At 60.2% G+C, this 14432-nt stretch carries 14 protein-coding genes; 10 read left to right on the forward strand and 4 right to left on the reverse strand.

All coding sequences use genetic code 11. The features are described 5' to 3' along the window. Positions 1 to 90 precede the first annotated feature (90 nt). From cobU to CKW16_RS20345, 8 genes are all read left to right on the forward strand, one after another. Positions 91 to 612 carry a bifunctional adenosylcobinamide kinase/adenosylcobinamide-phosphate guanylyltransferase gene (gene cobU, locus CKW16_RS20315; RefSeq protein WP_095130124.1) on the forward strand — a complete coding sequence of 174 codons (522 nt, stop codon included), beginning with the start codon at positions 91 to 93 and terminating at the stop codon, positions 610 to 612. Next, positions 609 to 1664 (forward strand): nicotinate-nucleotide--dimethylbenzimidazole phosphoribosyltransferase, encoded by a 1056-nt coding sequence (gene cobT / locus CKW16_RS20320; RefSeq protein WP_095130126.1) that lies wholly within the window; start codon positions 609 to 611, stop codon positions 1662 to 1664. The genes cobU and cobT overlap by 4 nt, the downstream gene beginning before the upstream one ends. Then, a complete protein-coding gene (cobC, locus tag CKW16_RS20325) occupies positions 1661 to 2236 on the forward strand; it encodes an alpha-ribazole phosphatase family protein (protein WP_095130128.1) in 576 nt (191 codons plus the stop codon). Before cobT ends, cobC begins: the two co-directional genes overlap by 4 nt. A 2-nt stretch (positions 2237 to 2238) precedes the next feature. After that, on the forward strand, positions 2239 to 2973 hold the full coding sequence (locus CKW16_RS20330) for an adenosylcobinamide-GDP ribazoletransferase (protein WP_095130130.1): 735 nt from the start codon (positions 2239 to 2241) through the stop codon (positions 2971 to 2973). A 140-nt stretch (positions 2974 to 3113) separates the two neighbouring features. Then, positions 3114 to 3518, forward strand: a complete 405-nt coding sequence (locus CKW16_RS20335) for a MarR family winged helix-turn-helix transcriptional regulator (RefSeq protein WP_033055842.1) — start codon at positions 3114 to 3116, stop codon at positions 3516 to 3518. A 52-nt stretch (positions 3519 to 3570) separates the two neighbouring features. After that, positions 3571 to 4779 (forward strand): MFS transporter, encoded by a 1209-nt coding sequence (locus tag CKW16_RS20340; protein WP_076030232.1) that lies wholly within the window; start codon positions 3571 to 3573, stop codon positions 4777 to 4779. Further along, entirely contained in the window at positions 4776 to 4898 is a 123-nt protein-coding gene (locus CKW16_RS32650) for a hypothetical protein (RefSeq protein ID WP_008148682.1), read from the forward strand. The genes CKW16_RS20340 and CKW16_RS32650 overlap by 4 nt, the downstream gene beginning before the upstream one ends. 55 nt (positions 4899 to 4953) lie before the next feature. Beyond that, positions 4954 to 5505 (forward strand): glutathione peroxidase, encoded by a 552-nt coding sequence (locus CKW16_RS20345; protein WP_095130132.1) that lies wholly within the window; start codon positions 4954 to 4956, stop codon positions 5503 to 5505. 77 nt (positions 5506 to 5582) lie between these two features. On the opposite strand, the gene CKW16_RS20350 is transcribed toward CKW16_RS20345, so the two are convergent. The 3 genes from CKW16_RS20350 to CKW16_RS20360 all read right to left on the reverse strand — a co-directional run bounded on the left by CKW16_RS20350 (position 5583) and on the right by CKW16_RS20360 (position 7972). Then, entirely contained in the window at positions 5583 to 6845 is a 1263-nt protein-coding gene (locus CKW16_RS20350; RefSeq protein ID WP_095130133.1) for an OmpP1/FadL family transporter, read from the reverse strand. 145 nt (positions 6846 to 6990) lie between these two features. Next, positions 6991 to 7473 (reverse strand): hypothetical protein, encoded by a 483-nt coding sequence (locus CKW16_RS20355; protein ID WP_095130135.1) that lies wholly within the window; start codon positions 7471 to 7473, stop codon positions 6991 to 6993. 274 nt (positions 7474 to 7747) lie between these two features. Beyond that, positions 7748 to 7972 carry a hypothetical protein gene (locus CKW16_RS20360; protein WP_007898912.1) on the reverse strand — a complete coding sequence of 75 codons (225 nt, stop codon included), beginning with the start codon at positions 7970 to 7972 and terminating at the stop codon, positions 7748 to 7750. Between the two features lie 999 nt (positions 7973 to 8971). On the opposite strand from CKW16_RS20360, the gene CKW16_RS20370 reads away from it, so the two are divergent. Together CKW16_RS20370 and rmuC are read left to right on the forward strand one after the other, a co-directional pair. Next, positions 8972 to 9295, forward strand: coding sequence for a hypothetical protein (locus CKW16_RS20370; RefSeq protein ID WP_095130137.1), 324 nt, complete (start codon positions 8972 to 8974; stop codon positions 9293 to 9295). A gap of 175 nt (positions 9296 to 9470) precedes the next feature. After that, a complete protein-coding gene (gene rmuC / locus CKW16_RS20375) occupies positions 9471 to 10835 on the forward strand; it encodes a DNA recombination protein RmuC (RefSeq protein WP_176471581.1) in 1365 nt (454 codons plus the stop codon). A 46-nt stretch (positions 10836 to 10881) separates the two neighbouring features. Here rmuC and CKW16_RS20380 read toward each other — a convergent pair whose 3' ends face one another. Beyond that, complete coding sequence (locus CKW16_RS20380; RefSeq protein ID WP_095130141.1) at positions 10882 to 14352, reverse strand: PAS domain-containing hybrid sensor histidine kinase/response regulator; 3471 nt, start codon at positions 14350 to 14352, stop codon at positions 10882 to 10884. Positions 14353 to 14432 lie beyond the last annotated feature (80 nt).

The following is a 14432-nucleotide window of genomic DNA, read 5'->3' on the forward strand; positions in this document are numbered from 1 at the left end:
TACAGGATCAAGAGCTGCTCTGTTTCTGTAGGAGCATGGCTTGCCCGCGATGAGGTCCATCGCCACACCGCCAATTTGAAGGAATGAACCATGCTGCAACTGATCCTCGGCGGTGCCCGTTCCGGTAAAAGTCGCCTGGCCGAAAAACTCGCCTCCGACAGCTGTCTGGCGGTGACTTACATCGCCACCAGCCAACCCCTCGACGGTGAAATGAACGAGCGGGTGGCCCATCACCGTGCCCGTCGTCCAGCCGAATGGGCGTTGATCGAAGAGCCGGTGCAGCTCGCCCGGATCCTGCGCGAAACCGCCAGCGCCGATCGGTGCCTGCTGGTGGATTGTCTGACGTTGTGGATGACCAATCTGCTGATGCTCGACGACACCAAGCGTCTGTCAGCCGAACGTGATGCATTACTGGACTGCCTGGCGTCGCTGCCGGGTGAAATCATTTTTGTCAGCAACGAGACCGGAATGGGGGTCGTGCCGCTGGGCGAATTGACTCGCCGCTATGTAGATGAAGCCGGTTGGCTGCATCAAGCGTTGGCCGAGCGTTGTCAGCGCGTCGTCCTGACCGTCGCCGGCCTGCCCCTGACTTTGAAAGGAACTGCGTTATGACTCAATCCTGGTGGCTGAACCCCTGCAAGCCGATCGATGCTCAAGCGGTCGAGCAGGCGCAGACCCGTCAACAGCAACTGACCAAACCGGCCGGCTCCCTCGGTCAGCTGGAGTCGGTGGCCGTGCAACTGGCCGGGCTGCAGGGGCAGGTCAAACCGAGACTGGATCAGCTGTGGATCGCGATTTTTGCCGGTGACCATGGCGTGGTCGCTGAAGGGGTGTCGGCATTTCCCCAGGAAGTCACCGGGCAGATGCTGCACAACTTCGTCAGCGGCGGGGCGGCGATCAGCGTGCTGGCGCGGCAACTCGGGGCATCCCTGGAAGTCGTCGACCTTGGCACGGTGACGCCGTCGTTGAATTTACCGGGTGTGCGTCACGTGAACATCGGCCCGGGCACGGCGAATTTCGTCGAAGGGGCGGCCATGACGCCGGCTCAAGGCGAACTCGCTTTGCAGGCCGGCCGCGACAGCGTGCAGCGCGCCATCGCGGCGGGTGCGCAGTTGTTTATCGGTGGCGAGATGGGCATCGGTAATACCACTGCGGCCAGTGCGTTGGCCTGTGCCTTGCTCGATTGCCCGGTGCTGCATCTGACCGGGCCGGGCACGGGTTTGAACGCGGCGGGTGTCAGCCATAAAGCTCAGGTCATCGAGCGCGCTTTGGCGTTGCACAGTGCTCAACGTGGCGATGCGCTACAAACCCTGTTCAACCTCGGCGGTTTTGAAATCGCGGCACTGGTCGGCGCGTATCTGGCGTGTGCCCAGGAAGGCGTCGCGGTGCTGGTGGACGGTTTTATCTGCAGCGTTGCGGCGTTGGTGGCGGTGCGCTTGAACCCTGAATGCCGTCAGTGGCTGTTGTTCGGTCATCGCGGCGCTGAGCCGGGTCATCGTCATGTACTGGAAACCCTGAACGCCGAACCGCTGCTGGACCTCGGCCTGCGTCTGGGTGAGGGCAGCGGCGCGGCGTTGGCTGTGCCTTTGCTGCGTCTGGCGTGCGACCTTCACGGGCAGATGGCGACTTTCGCCGAGGCCGCCGTGGCGGATCGTCCGGCATGACCTTGCGCCTGGACCTGTTGCGCCATGGCGAAACCGAGCTCGGTGGTGGCTTGCGCGGCAGCCTCGACGATGCGCTGACCGACAAGGGCTGGGCGCAGATGCGCGCAGCGGTGGTCGAGCGGGGGCCTTGGGATCGTTTGGTCAGCTCGCCGTTGCAACGTTGTGCGCGGTTCGCCGAAGAACTCGGCACACAGCTGGGTTTGCCGGTGCAGTTGGATAAAGACCTGCAAGAGCTGCACTTTGGCACTTGGGAAGGGCAGAGCGCCGCCGCGCTGATGGACACCGATGCCGAGGCGTTGGGGTTGTTCTGGGCCGACCCCTATTCATTTACGCCGCCGCAGGGTGAGCCGGTGGTGGATTTTTCGACGCGAGTGTTGGCGGCTGTTGAACGCTTGCATGTCGCCTACGCCGGCGAGCGGGTGTTGTTGATCAGCCACGGCGGGGTCATGCGCTTGTTGCTGGCTCAGGCGCGGGGATTGCCTCGTGAGCAGTTGCTCAACGTTGAAGTCGGGCATGGCGCGTTGTTTTCGCTGACGGTCGAATCCGGCGTGTTGTTAAAGGAAGCGCTCTGACCATGTTGCCATTCTGGATCGCCCTGCAATTTTTGAGCAGTTTGCCGATTCGTTTGCCGGGCATGCCGGCGCCACAGGAATTGGGGCGGTCGCTGCTGTTTTATCCGCTGGTCGGCCTGCTGTTCGGCGGGATTTTGTGGGCGTTCAATTGGCTGTTACTCGGCACCCCGTTGTTGCTTCATGCAGCACTGTTGCTGACGGTTTGGGTATTGCTCAGCGGCGCGTTGCACCTGGACGGCCTGGCCGACAGCGCCGATGCGTGGCTCGGCGGGTTCGGCGATCGCGAGCGCACGTTGACGATCATGAAGGACCCGCGCAGCGGGCCGATTGCGGTCGTGACACTGGTGCTGGTGTTGCTGCTCAAATTCGCCGCGTTGCTGGCATTGATCGAGCAGCAACACGCCGTTGTCCTGATCATTGTCCCGTTGATCGGGCGCAGCGCGATGCTGGGCTTGTTCCTGACCACGCCTTATGTGCGTGCCGGTGGCTTGGGGCAAGCGCTGGCCGATCATCTGCCGCGTTTGGCGGGCAAACAGGTGTTGGCGGTGAGTGCGTTGGCGTGTGTTTTGATTGCCGGTCTCAGCGGCGTGCTGGCAGTTGTGCTGGCGGCGCTGGTGTTTGTCTGGCTGCGGCAAGTGATGCTGCGCCGATTGGGCGGCACGACAGGCGATACGGCGGGGGCGTTGCTGGAATTGATGGAGATGTCGCTGCTGGTGGGAGTTGCCCTGGTCCCGTAGGAGCAAAGCTTGCTCGCGATGGCCGCGCTGCTGTCCTTTCAGGGAAACCGCGTTAACGTTCATCGCGGGCAAGCCTTGCTCCTACAGGTAATATGTTCCAAAAATTTGCATTCATTTAACCGCGGGTATATACACGCACCATGCTCGACTCCCAATGTTTATGCATCAACCTGCGTCGCGCCGCCCGTGGCGTCAGCAGGCATTACGACGGCGCTCTCGACGGCTTCGGGATCAACGTCGCCCAGTATTCTCTGCTGTGTAATCTGCAGCGTCTGGATAAACCGAGTATTTCCACGTTGGCCGAGGCCATGGGGCTGGATCGCAGCACCTTGGGGCGCAATCTGCGCGTGCTAGAAGGCGAAGGCCTGCTGATGCTGGTCGAGGGCGAAGATATGCGCAATCGCATCGTCATGCTCACCGAGGCCGGTGTTGAACGCCTGAAAGCGGCCTTGCCCGCCTGGGAAGCGGCGCAACAGCGGTTGATTGACCGCTTGGGTGCCGAGAAACGCGAAACCTTGCTGCGACTGCTGGACGAACTGGCGTGATGCCGGTTTTTCCGATCTTAAGCGGGTATATACCCGCTACCGGAGAATAAGAATGACCTCGATGTGGCGTACGTGCGGTTGGGTTTTGTTGGGGAGTGCGCTGATTCTCGCGTTGTCCTTGGGCGTCCGACACGGCTTCGGGCTGTTTCTGGCGCCGATGAGTGCCGAATTCGGCTGGGGGCGTGAGACGTTTGCCTTCGCCATTGCCTTGCAGAACCTGATCTGGGGCCTGGCGCAGCCATTCACCGGCGCGCTGGCCGACCGCTTTGGCGCCGCGAAAGTGGTGCTGGTCGGCGGTGTCCTGTACGCATTGGGCCTGGTGTTCATGGGCCTGTCGGATTCGGCCGTGACCTTGTCCCTGAGTGCCGGCCTGTTGATCGGCATCGGTCTGTCGGGCACCTCGTTCTCGGTGATCCTTGGCGTGGTTGGTCGCGCAGTGCCGCCGGAGAAACGCAGCATGGGCATGGGTATTGCCAGCGCTGCCGGCTCTTTTGGTCAGTTCGCCATGTTGCCCGGTACGCTGGGGTTGATCGGCTGGCTCGGCTGGTCAGCGGCATTGCTGGTGTTGGGCCTGTTGGTGGCGCTGATTGTGCCGTTGGTGAGCATGCTCAAGGACAAGCCGCTACCGGTGTTCGGTCATGAACAAACACTGTCCGAAGCCCTGCACGAAGCCTGTTCCCATTCGGGATTCTGGCTGTTGGCGTTCGGCTTTTTTGTCTGCGGCTTCCAGGTGGTATTCATCGGCGTGCACTTGCCGGCTTATCTGGTGGATCAGCATCTCCCGGCGAGCGTCGGTACGACGGTGCTGGCGTTGATCGGGCTGTTCAATATTTTTGGTACCTACACGGCAGGCTGGCTCGGCGGGCGGATGTCCAAGCCGCGTTTGCTCACCGGTCTGTATCTGCTGCGGGCAGTGGTGATCGGGTTGTTCTTGTGGGCGCCGGTCACGACGACCACCGCGTACCTGTTCGGCATGGCTATGGGCTTCCTGTGGCTATCGACCGTGCCCTTGACCAACGGCACCGTCGCGACCTTGTTCGGCGTGCGAAATCTGTCCATGCTCGGTGGGATTGTTTTCCTGTTTCACCAGCTCGGATCGTTCCTCGGCGGCTGGTTGGGCGGGGTGGTGTACGACCGAACCGGGAGCTATGACTTGATCTGGCAAGTGGCGATTCTCTTGAGCCTGTTGGCCGCCGCCCTGAACTGGCCGGTGCGTGAGCAGCCGGTGGCGCGCCTGCAAACACAGATGAGTGCGATATGAACAGTCTCTGGCCGCGGATCGCTGTCGTCGCTGTCTGCGCCTTGCTGCTGGCCCTGTCGTGGTGGGGCTGGCATCAGGGCGGGCTGGCGTTGATGCAACTGGGCATGGGTGCTTGCTAGCAGGATATGAGGGCGAGTAACTTCGGTTATGACGATTTCTCAAGGATGCACCGACATGCTGATGCGTTGGCTCGCAGTTCCCGCGTTACTGGTAGCGTTTAGTGGATTGGCTCAAGCGGCAGAGTGCCCGGAGCTTTTGCAAGGCTCGTTGCCGAAGCTGCGCGCCAAGGAATCCATCGACCTGTGCCAGCGCTTCGCTGGCAAACCGCTGGTGGTGGTCAATACCGCGAGCTTCTGTGGTTTCGCCCCGCAGTTCAAAAGTCTTGAGGCGCTGAATCAGCGTTACAAGGATCAGGGGCTGGAGGTGATCGGCGTTCCGTCCAATGACTTCAAGCAAGAGTCCAAGGATGGCGAAGAGACTGCCAAGGTCTGCTACGTGAACTACGGCGTGACGTTCACCATGACTGAACCGCAGAAAGTCCGCGGTAATGACGCGACGCACTTGTTCAAGATCATCGCCAAGCAGAGCACTGCGCCGAAGTGGAACTTCTACAAGTACGTGGTCGATCGCAAGGGCAAGGTGATCGCCAATTTCTCCAGCCTGACCACGCCTGATGATCCCGAGTTTATCGAGGCGGTGGAGAAAGCCCTGGCCTCGCAACCCTGATCGACGTCCATTAAAAAGCCCCGCCTCTGTACAAGAGAGCGGGGCTTTTTTTGATTCAAACGGCGAGTGAGGAACCGTCAGAAGCGGTAGGTCGCGCCAACACCGAAACCGTTCGCATAGTTTTCATACTCTGCGCTGTAGTTCTGACGGCCGTTGCTGTTGTTGACCTTGACCGACTCTTCGCGCAGGTACGAATACGCTACGTCGATGGTCAGGTCGTCGGTCGGGCTCCAGCCAGCGCCCAGGCTGAAAATCTTGCGATCGCCAGTCGGGATGCGTGGAGAGCGGTTTTCGTTGTTGGTCGGCGACTGGTCAACGGACAGGCCGGTACGCAGCACCCATTGCTTGTTCACCTGATAGGACGCACCGATGGCGTGAGCCCAGGTGTCGTGCCAGTTCTGCTCTTCGGTGATGGTGCCAAAGCCGCGTGCGGCCAGGGCGGCAGGAACGCCTTCGTTCTCGACGGAGATCTCTTTCAGGCGGCTCCAGCGAGTCCAGGTGCTGCCTGCGTAGAGGGTCCACTGGTCGTTCAGCTGGTGAGTGACCGAGAAGTCCACCGACTCAGGCGTGGTGATGTCCAGCGAAGCGTCGAACTTCTGGTTCCCCAGTGGGCCGAGCAGGGCGTAGTTGACCTTGGTGTCACCTTCGAGCTTGTACTTCACTTTCGAGTGATAGGTCAGGCCGAGGCGAGTGCTTTCGAGAGCTTGAACCATGATGCCGATGTTGTAACCCAGCGCGGTGTCGTCACCCTTGATCTTGACGGTACCGTCTGCTGCGCGAGGGTTCAGCGACAGATTCGATTCCAGGGTGCCGTCAATGCGGTTGATGGTCGGACCGAAACCGATCGACACCTTGTCGTTGAAGGCGTAGCTGACGGTTGGCTGGAGAGTCACGATTGTGACTTCGCTCTTGCTGCCGAAGTATTTGCCGGCGAAGCCGTTCTCGTAGTCGGTCACCAGGCCGAATGGAGCGTAGACGCCGAAACCGACTGCCCACTGGTCATCGATTGGCTTTACGTAGTAGCCCATGGGCACGCCCATGAAAGGGACCATGTCACCTTTGTTGGTACCACTATTCGGACTGGAGCTCGCATCACTGATATCAGCGTGCGCGTCGATAAATGCAACACCACCGGTCACTTGTTCGCGCTTGAGGCGAGACATGCCGGCAGGGTTACCAAAAACTGTGGATGCGTCGTCGGCAGCTGAAGATCGCCCGGCAAAACCTGTCCCCATCCCGCTGATGCTTTGTTCGTTGAGGGCAAAGCCACTTGCGAAGATCTGGGTGGATGCCATGGCAACGGCGAGGCTAATGGTGGTTTTGAGCATTACTTTTTTCATTATTAGAACTCCTGGTGATCACCGGGGCGAAAATTACCAACATTTTCGTCCCAGCGCCATAGGCTGTAATGCTTGATTTAGAGCGGTTTTGTAGGACAATCCGACCAAAATCGCAGCAGTTGCGCGATCTTGTGGAAATAGCAGATCAGCAGGCAACCTGATTCAGTGGTGATACACAGGTTTGCCAGGCGCAGGTGAAGTCTCTCAGGCGTCCTTGAGGCTGGAAGGTCTGGCGCCAGATACGGGCCATGCCCAGCAAGTCGTCTGCTTCGGGGAGGGGGGTGTTCTGTTCTTCTACCAGCAGCCAGGCGATGGCGGTGGCGTAACGCAGGTTGACGGTCAATTCGAGGTGCGGACCACTCAGGAACGCATGTTGGCTGGCCAGGCCGCGAACCAGGCTTGCGCGATCCGGGTCAAGTGCCAGGTAGTGGTCCCAAAGTGCTTGATGGCGGGGTTCGGCGATTCGGTACAGGCCGTGTCCACGGCGGTCATGCAGGGCAGTTCCAAGGGCTGACTGGCTGGCGGCGACGCCCAGCAGCAGGGATTCGGCAGTTGCGCTATGGCACCCGAGGTAAATCAATGTCGGGCGGATCACATAACGGCACAGTTCGCTGGCAGCGATACCCATAAAGCCCTCGAAACATGAAATGGTCGGCGATACCTGAAGGGCATTGGCAGCAGTGAATCGAATCAGGCTCGCCGGAAGCGGCTCAAGCCGCTTGAGTTGAAGTGTAGTGTCATATTCGTGCCGTAAAGGCCTGTTTTTAAAATATTTCCGGCTGCGAGTTATAACCCTTATATCGCTTAGTGCTTAGGCGGTGGCAGCGAAAAGAGAAATATCAGGCAATAAAAAGCCCCGCTTTTTTAGCGAGGCTTTTGAGGTTTTCAGTCTTTCTGGCGTATCAGGCAACCAGTGCCTGACGGGTACGCTCGATCACGGCCTGCAGCGGCTCGGCGCTGGAGTATTGATCGGGGTACAGGCGTTCGCTGTGACGAGCGATGCCGTGTTCGTTGACCAGAGTGAAGCTGAAGCAGCCTTTGCGAGCGGCCATGATCAGGCAGTTCATTGGTGCAAAAGCGTTGGTTAGGGTGCGGATGGCATCCTGGGTGTGGATTTGAGTAGACATAGTCATTGGGTGTTCCTACAAGCGACACGGATAAGAACCGTGCAAAGTTAAAACGTTCCAGTGACGACGACCACCATTGGTCGAACGAAGAACCCGACTGGAACAAAGCAGCCAGTTTGAAGCGCTGATAAATTGGCGCGCTTGGGCTGGCAGGTAGGTACTTAGGAGGGCAGGCAACACATCAAGGGCAAAGGTTCTGGGCCCGGGGTGAAGATCCTGATCAATTTGCAGGTTGGTTCGGTCAGAGTAAGTGAGCTTCGCAACACCCTTTGCTTTCGATTCAAAGGCTGTGTTGACGCAAGGTTTACCTGGAAACCATCGAGGTGGTCGATCCCGCTTTGTCGGTGGAGGCTTCCTTTGGGAAGGCTGACCGGGGGGATTTGTTCGACCAGAATTGACTTTCAGCTTGGTACTAACGCCGCGGATACTAACGGATTGAATTGCTGAAGGGAAGTGTGTTAGCAAAAAAGTTCTGTGGAGGCTCCTCATTCAACGTCCGGATGGGCGCTCGGAATAAGTCATGACCCGCAGACTTGCCCCGTAATAGCACAAATTCCGACCATTGGTAGTCACGGCTCATCGGGCCAGGACCAGCCTGGATCATGGGTTTGCCAAGGTTTATCCCCAGGAGCAAGCGAAAAATGCGCCGAAAAAGCGCATCGATATAACTGCCTCGAAGGTACTTGTGCACATAAGTCGCGGAGGGTGTCACGCCGCTGTCATCTCCCCTTCAAACGCAGTGGGTGCCTGTAACCAAAATTTAAGTCAATGAAAAACATCGCTTTTTTTTACTGGTGAAAAAATCGTCAGTTTGACTGCGAGCCCCATTCCATACGGCTTTGCGAGAGTTCAAGGGCGGTTGTCCACTGAGTTATCCACAGCTTCTGTGGATTGTCCCGAGCGCTTGCTCTAGGACGGGCGTGCCGGGTTTTTTTAGGCTTTACCTGTAAGAAAAAAAGAGTAGAGTGGCGCGCCTTCCGATCTGCCCCACAGTGCTTTATGAAGTTTCGCTCAGTACCAGTCTCTGCAACCTCCACACCTCTCAGCATTACCCCGCCCAAACGCTTTTCGATGCGTGTGGCCGAGTGGCTGCTGGACAGCCCGCGTCTGGGCGAAAACTCCAACGTCAAACACTTCGCCGGACGTTTGCTCAAGCAGCCAGCCCGTGAAGGGATCGTGGCCGCGCAAAGTCGTCTCGGTCAGCTGATGTGCCGTGAATGCGGGAATGCCCGGGATCTCCGTATCGGCCAGGACCTTTTGCGTTCGGCCGCGCGGGCAGGGGATCGGCGCGCCCAGCAGGAACTGGGTCTGATCGAAGACTGAGCTGTCCAAGACCTGACGCCTTGGTTAACCTTCAAGCTTTATTTCATTGGCAGGAGTGGCTATGGCTATGGACTTGACCAGCGCATTGCTCGGTCTGGCGGGCGCTGCGCTGCCGTTACTGGTACTGGCCTGGCAACTTCAGCGCCGAGCGAGCGCCACGCAGTCAGAGGTTGCACTGCTGGAAGAGCGTCTGGCCACGGCCCATCTGGCTCAGGATGGATTGAACGCGCAACTTGAAGCCTGTCGCGATGAGATCGGTGATCTGGGCCAGGCCAACGCCGCCAAACAGGCAGACCTGGCCGCCGTACGCCGTGAAGTCGAACTGCTGCAGATCGAACGTGACGACGCACGCGACGCCGCTCACGCCTGGAATCTGGAACGCGCCGGCAAAGAGGCTGAGTTGCGTCGTCTGGACGCCCAGGCCGCTTCGCTCAACGCCGAGCTGCGTGAGCAGCAGGAAAGCCATCAGCAGCGCCTCAACGACCTGCAGGGCTCGCGAGACGAGTTGCGAGCGCAGTTCGCCGAGCTGGCCGGCAAGATCTTCGACGAGCGCGAGCAGCGCTTTGCCGAAACCAGTCAACAACGCCTCGGTCAGTTGCTCGATCCGTTGAAAGAACGCATCCAGTCCTTCGAAAAACGCGTCGAGGAAAGCTATCAGGCTGAAGCCCGCGAACGTTTTTCACTGGCCAAGGAACTGGAGCGGCTGCAACAGCTGAACCTGCGCCTGAGCGACGAAGCCACCAACCTGACCCGCGCCTTGAAAGGCCAGAAAACCCAAGGCAACTGGGGTGAGCTGATTCTTGAGCGAGTGCTTGAACACGCGGGCCTGGAAAAGGGGCGCGAGTACCAGACCCAGGTCAACCTCAAGGGCCCGGACGGTGAGCGTTTCCAGCCGGACGTGATCATTTATCTGCCGGGCGACAAACAGGTGGTGGTCGACTCCAAGGTCAGCCTCACGGCCTATCAGCAATACGTCGCGGCCGAAGACGATGCCATCGGCCAGATTGCCATCAAGCAGCACGTACTGTCCCTGCGCACTCACGTCAAAGGGCTCGCCGGCAAGGATTACAAGCGTCTCGACGGTTTGCACAGCCTGGATTTCGTCCTGCTCTTCGTACCGATCGAAGCGGCATTTTCCGCCGCATTGCAGGCTGAGCCGACGCTGTTCCAAGAGGCCTTCGACCGCAACATCGTGATCGTCAGCCCGACCACTTTGCTCGCGACCCTGCGCGTCATCGACAGCCTGTGGAAGCAGGAGCGCCAGAGCCAGAATGCCCGGGAAATCGCCGAGCGGGCCGGGTGGCTGTACGACAAGTTCGTGTTGTTCATTCAGGATCTGGATGAAGTCGGCAATCGATTACAGCAACTGGATAAAGCCTACAGCTCGGCGCGCAACAAGCTGACGGAAGGCCGTGGCAATCTGGTCAGCCGCGCCGAGCAGCTCAAGTTGCTTGGCGCGCGGGCGAGCAAGAGCCTGCCTGCAGACTTGCTGGAGCGCGCGATGACCGATGTGGATGGGTTGGCCGAGTTGCCCGAGTAAATGATCGTTCCCACGCAGAGCATGGGAACGATCTGAGCCTGCAGGGTTACAACGGCAAATGCCGACTCAGCAACGCTCGCAACGCCGCCGGTTTCACCGGTTTAGCCAGATAATCCAGCCCCGCCGCATGCACCTGGGCCACCGTCTCCGGTCGCCCATCGGCGCTGATCACAACCCCTGGCACTGGCTCACCCAGTCGGGTTCGCAGCCATGCCATCAATTCGGTCCCGGTCTCGCCATCGTCCAGGTGGTAATCCACCAGCGCCAATTGCGGTCGCATCCCATCGCTGAGCAGCGCCGCACATTCATCGCGGTTACGCGCGGTCCAGACCTGACAACCCCAGCGCGTGAGCAAGCTGTTCATGCCAATCAGGATGCTGTCTTCGTTGTCGATGCACAGCACCTGCGAGCCGCTCAGCAATTTGCCATTGAGTTCGGCGACCTTGGTCGGCATCGCGGATTGCGCCCGAGCCAGCGGCACACTGACGCTGAACACGCTGCCGCGCCCCGGCCAGGAGCGTACGCGCAAGGTATGACCCAACACGCGACATAATCCGTCGGCGATCGCCAGGCCCAGCCCCAGGCCTTTCTCAGCGCGCGTCTGGTGGCTGTCGAGGCGTTTGAATTCTTCGAAAATGACCTGCTGTTTATCCACAGGAATGCCTGGACCACGGTCCCAGACTTCCAGGCACAACTCGCCCTTGCGTCGGCGAACCCCTAGCAGCACCGGGCCTTTGGCGTAGCGGAAGGCATTGGTCAGGAAGTTCTGCAGGATTCGCCGCAGCAGTTTGATGTCGCTGTCGACGCGCAACGCACTGCCCCTGACACGGAATTTCAGCCCCTGGTCGCGGGCCAGCGCCTTGAACTCGGCACCGAGGACGTCAAACATCTCATTGAGCACGAACGGTTTGGGGTCAGGGTTGATCTTGCCGTTTTCCAGGCGGGAAATGTCCAGCAGGTCGCTGATCAAGTCCTCGGCGGAGCGCAGTGAAGTGTCCAGATGATGGACCAGTTTCTGCGCCTCACCGGAGAGGCCGTCGTCTTGGTGCGAAAGGGCTGCCGAGAACAGTCGCGCAGCGTTCAACGGTTGCATCAAGTCGTGGCTGACCGCCGCCAGGAAACGGGTTTTCGACTGGTTGGCCGACTCCGCGGTGCCCTTGGCTTCGGTCAGGGCGACGTTGAGTTGCGACAGTTCGTGGGTCCGCTCGGTGACCCGACGCTCCAAGCCCTCGTTTGCTTCGGTCAGCGCTTGCTCAGCCTCGCGGAACGCGGTGATGTCGGTGAAACTCATGACAAATCCGCCGCCCGGCATCGGGTTGCCGATCAGCTCGATCACACGGCCATTGGGGAAAAGTCTTTCAGAGGTATGGGCGCGGCCCTGACGCATCCAGTGCAAGCGGCGGGCGACGTGCACTTCGGCTTCGCCGGGGCCGCACAGGCCGCGTTCGGCGTTGTAGCGAATGATGTCGGCAATCGGGCGGCCAAGCCTGATCAGTCCATCCGGGTAGTTGAACAGCTCCAGATAGCGCCGGTTCCAGGCCACCAGTTTCAGCGACTGGTCGACCACACTGATGCCTTGGGTGATGTTCTCGATCGCACCTTGCAGCAGCGCGCGGTTGAACTGCAGCACTTCCGAGGCTTCGTCGGCGATTCGGACGACGTCCTCGAGTTGCATTTCCCGACCTTCGATGGCGGCTTTTACCACCGCCCGCGTCGAAGAAGCACCGAGCACACCGGCCAGCAAGCGTTCAGTGTGGGCGATCCATTCAGCGTCGGCGTTCTGGTTCGGGTTGAAGCCTTTGCCTTGGCGGTAGGCGAAGCGGATAAAACTCTGACGGGCGCGTTCTTCGCCGACGAAGCGTGCGGCCAACTGCAACAAATCGTCGATCTGCACCGACAGCATCGAACGGGCGCTGGGGCGGGCGCTGATTTCCTGACCGATGAAACGCCCCGCCTGCCAGTGCTCCGACACCCTTGTACGCGACAGCACCGACACCCAGGCGAACAGCGTGAAGTTGGCCGCCAGCGACAACACCACGCCTTGGGTCAGCGGGGTGAGCGGCAGGTTCAGCGGGTTGCTGTGCAACCAGGCCAGCCCCGGGAAGCTGCTCAAGGACAAACCGAGGCTGTGGGCCGCGATCGGCAGAATCAGGGTGTAGAACCAGAGGAATGTCCCGGCGGCGAGACCGGCGAACACTCCGCGACGATTGGCCTGTTTCCAGTACAGCGCGCCGAGCATGGCCGGGGCCAGTTGGGTTACGGCGGCGAAGGCGATCTGGCCGATGGTCGCCAGGCTCGCCGTCGAGCCGAGCAGGCGATAACTGACGTAGGCCAGCAGCAGAATCACCACAATGCTCACTCGGCGCACCGAGAGCATCCACTGGCGGAACACTTCGAACGGCCGCTCGGCGTTGTTACGCCGCAGCAACCATGGCAACAGCATGTCGTTCGAGACCATGGTCGACAACGCGACGCTGGCGACAATCACCATGCCGGTCGCCGCCGAGGCGCCACCGATAAATGCCAGCATCGCCAGGGCAGGATGGGATTGGGCCAGCGGCAGGCTGATGACAAACGAGTCCGGCAGTACCGAGCTTGGCAGCATCATCTGACCGGCGAGGGCGATGGGAACGACGAACAGCGCCGCCAGCGCCAGATAAGCTGGAAACACCCATTTGGCCAGGCGCAGATCCTGAGGGTCGATGTTTTCCACCACGGTCACGTGGAACTGCCGGGGCAGGCAGATGATTGCCATCATTGCCACGCCGGTCTGCACCACCATCGACGGCCAGTTGATGGTTTCCTTCCAGTACTCTTCCAGGCGCGGTGCGAGCATGGCCTGGTCGAACAGGTCGTCGAAACCGTCGTACAGGCCGTAGGTCACGAACGCGCCGACCGCGAGAAACGCGAATAACTTGACCAGCGATTCGAACGCAATCGCCAGCACCATGCCGCGGTGGTGTTCCGTGGCGTCGAGGTTGCGGGTACCGAAGACGATGGTGAACAGCGCCAGCACCAGCGACACGATCAGCGCCGTGTCCTGGGCGCGCGTGCCCATGGCGTCGGCACCGGCGCCGATCAGCAAGTTCACCCCGAGCACGATGCCCTTGAGTTGCAACGCAATGTAGGGCAACACACCAACCAGGCAGATCAGCGCCACCACCACGGCCAGCGACTGGGATTTGCCATAACGCGCGGCGATGAAGTCGGCAATGGAGGTGATGTTCTCCTGCTTGCTGATCATCACCATTTTTTGCAGGACCCACGGCGCGCACACCAGCAGCAGGATCGGCCCGAGGTAGATCGGCAGGAAAGACCAGAGCTGTTCGGCGGCCTGGCCCACGGCGCCAAAGAAGGTCCAGCTGGTGCAATAGACGGCCAGCGACAGGCTGTACACCCAGGCGCGCACTCGCGGCGGCAACGGTGTGCTGCGACGGTCGCCGTAGAAGGCGATAGCGAACAGGATGGCCATATAGGCCAGGGCGACGGCGGCGATCAGCCCGCTGGACAGTGACATGGGAACTCCAGACAAAAGACACCCGGGACTCCCGCCCGGACAGACAGTCTCGCACGATGGCAGGGGTTAGTCAGTGTCGA

The organism is Pseudomonas sp. Irchel s3h14 (genome assembly GCF_900187425.1).
Classification (GTDB): Bacteria; Pseudomonadota; Gammaproteobacteria; order Pseudomonadales; family Pseudomonadaceae; genus Aquipseudomonas.

Coding starts and splice junctions, on each gene's coding strand:
- cobU (WP_095130124.1), top strand. CDS start 91: ATGCTGCAACTGATCCTCGGCGGTGCCCGTTCCGGTAAAAGTCGCCTG.
- cobT (WP_095130126.1), top strand. CDS start 609: ATGACTCAATCCTGGTGGCTGAACCCCTGCAAGCCGATCGATGCTCAA.
- cobC (WP_095130128.1), top strand. CDS start 1,661: ATGACCTTGCGCCTGGACCTGTTGCGCCATGGCGAAACCGAGCTCGGT.
- CKW16_RS20330 (WP_095130130.1), top strand. CDS start 2,239: ATGTTGCCATTCTGGATCGCCCTGCAATTTTTGAGCAGTTTGCCGATT.
- CKW16_RS20335 (WP_033055842.1), top strand. CDS start 3,114: ATGCTCGACTCCCAATGTTTATGCATCAACCTGCGTCGCGCCGCCCGT.
- CKW16_RS20340 (WP_076030232.1), top strand. CDS start 3,571: ATGACCTCGATGTGGCGTACGTGCGGTTGGGTTTTGTTGGGGAGTGCG.
- CKW16_RS32650 (WP_008148682.1), top strand. CDS start 4,776: ATGAACAGTCTCTGGCCGCGGATCGCTGTCGTCGCTGTCTGCGCCTTG.
- CKW16_RS20345 (WP_095130132.1), top strand. CDS start 4,954: ATGCTGATGCGTTGGCTCGCAGTTCCCGCGTTACTGGTAGCGTTTAGT.
- CKW16_RS20350 (WP_095130133.1), bottom strand. CDS start 6,845: ATGAAAAAAGTAATGCTCAAAACCACCATTAGCCTCGCCGTTGCCATG.
- CKW16_RS20355 (WP_095130135.1), bottom strand. CDS start 7,473: ATGGGTATCGCTGCCAGCGAACTGTGCCGTTATGTGATCCGCCCGACA.
- CKW16_RS20360 (WP_007898912.1), bottom strand. CDS start 7,972: ATGTCTACTCAAATCCACACCCAGGATGCCATCCGCACCCTAACCAAC.
- CKW16_RS20370 (WP_095130137.1), top strand. CDS start 8,972: ATGAAGTTTCGCTCAGTACCAGTCTCTGCAACCTCCACACCTCTCAGC.
- CKW16_RS20380 (WP_095130141.1), bottom strand. CDS start 14,352: ATGTCACTGTCCAGCGGGCTGATCGCCGCCGTCGCCCTGGCCTATATG.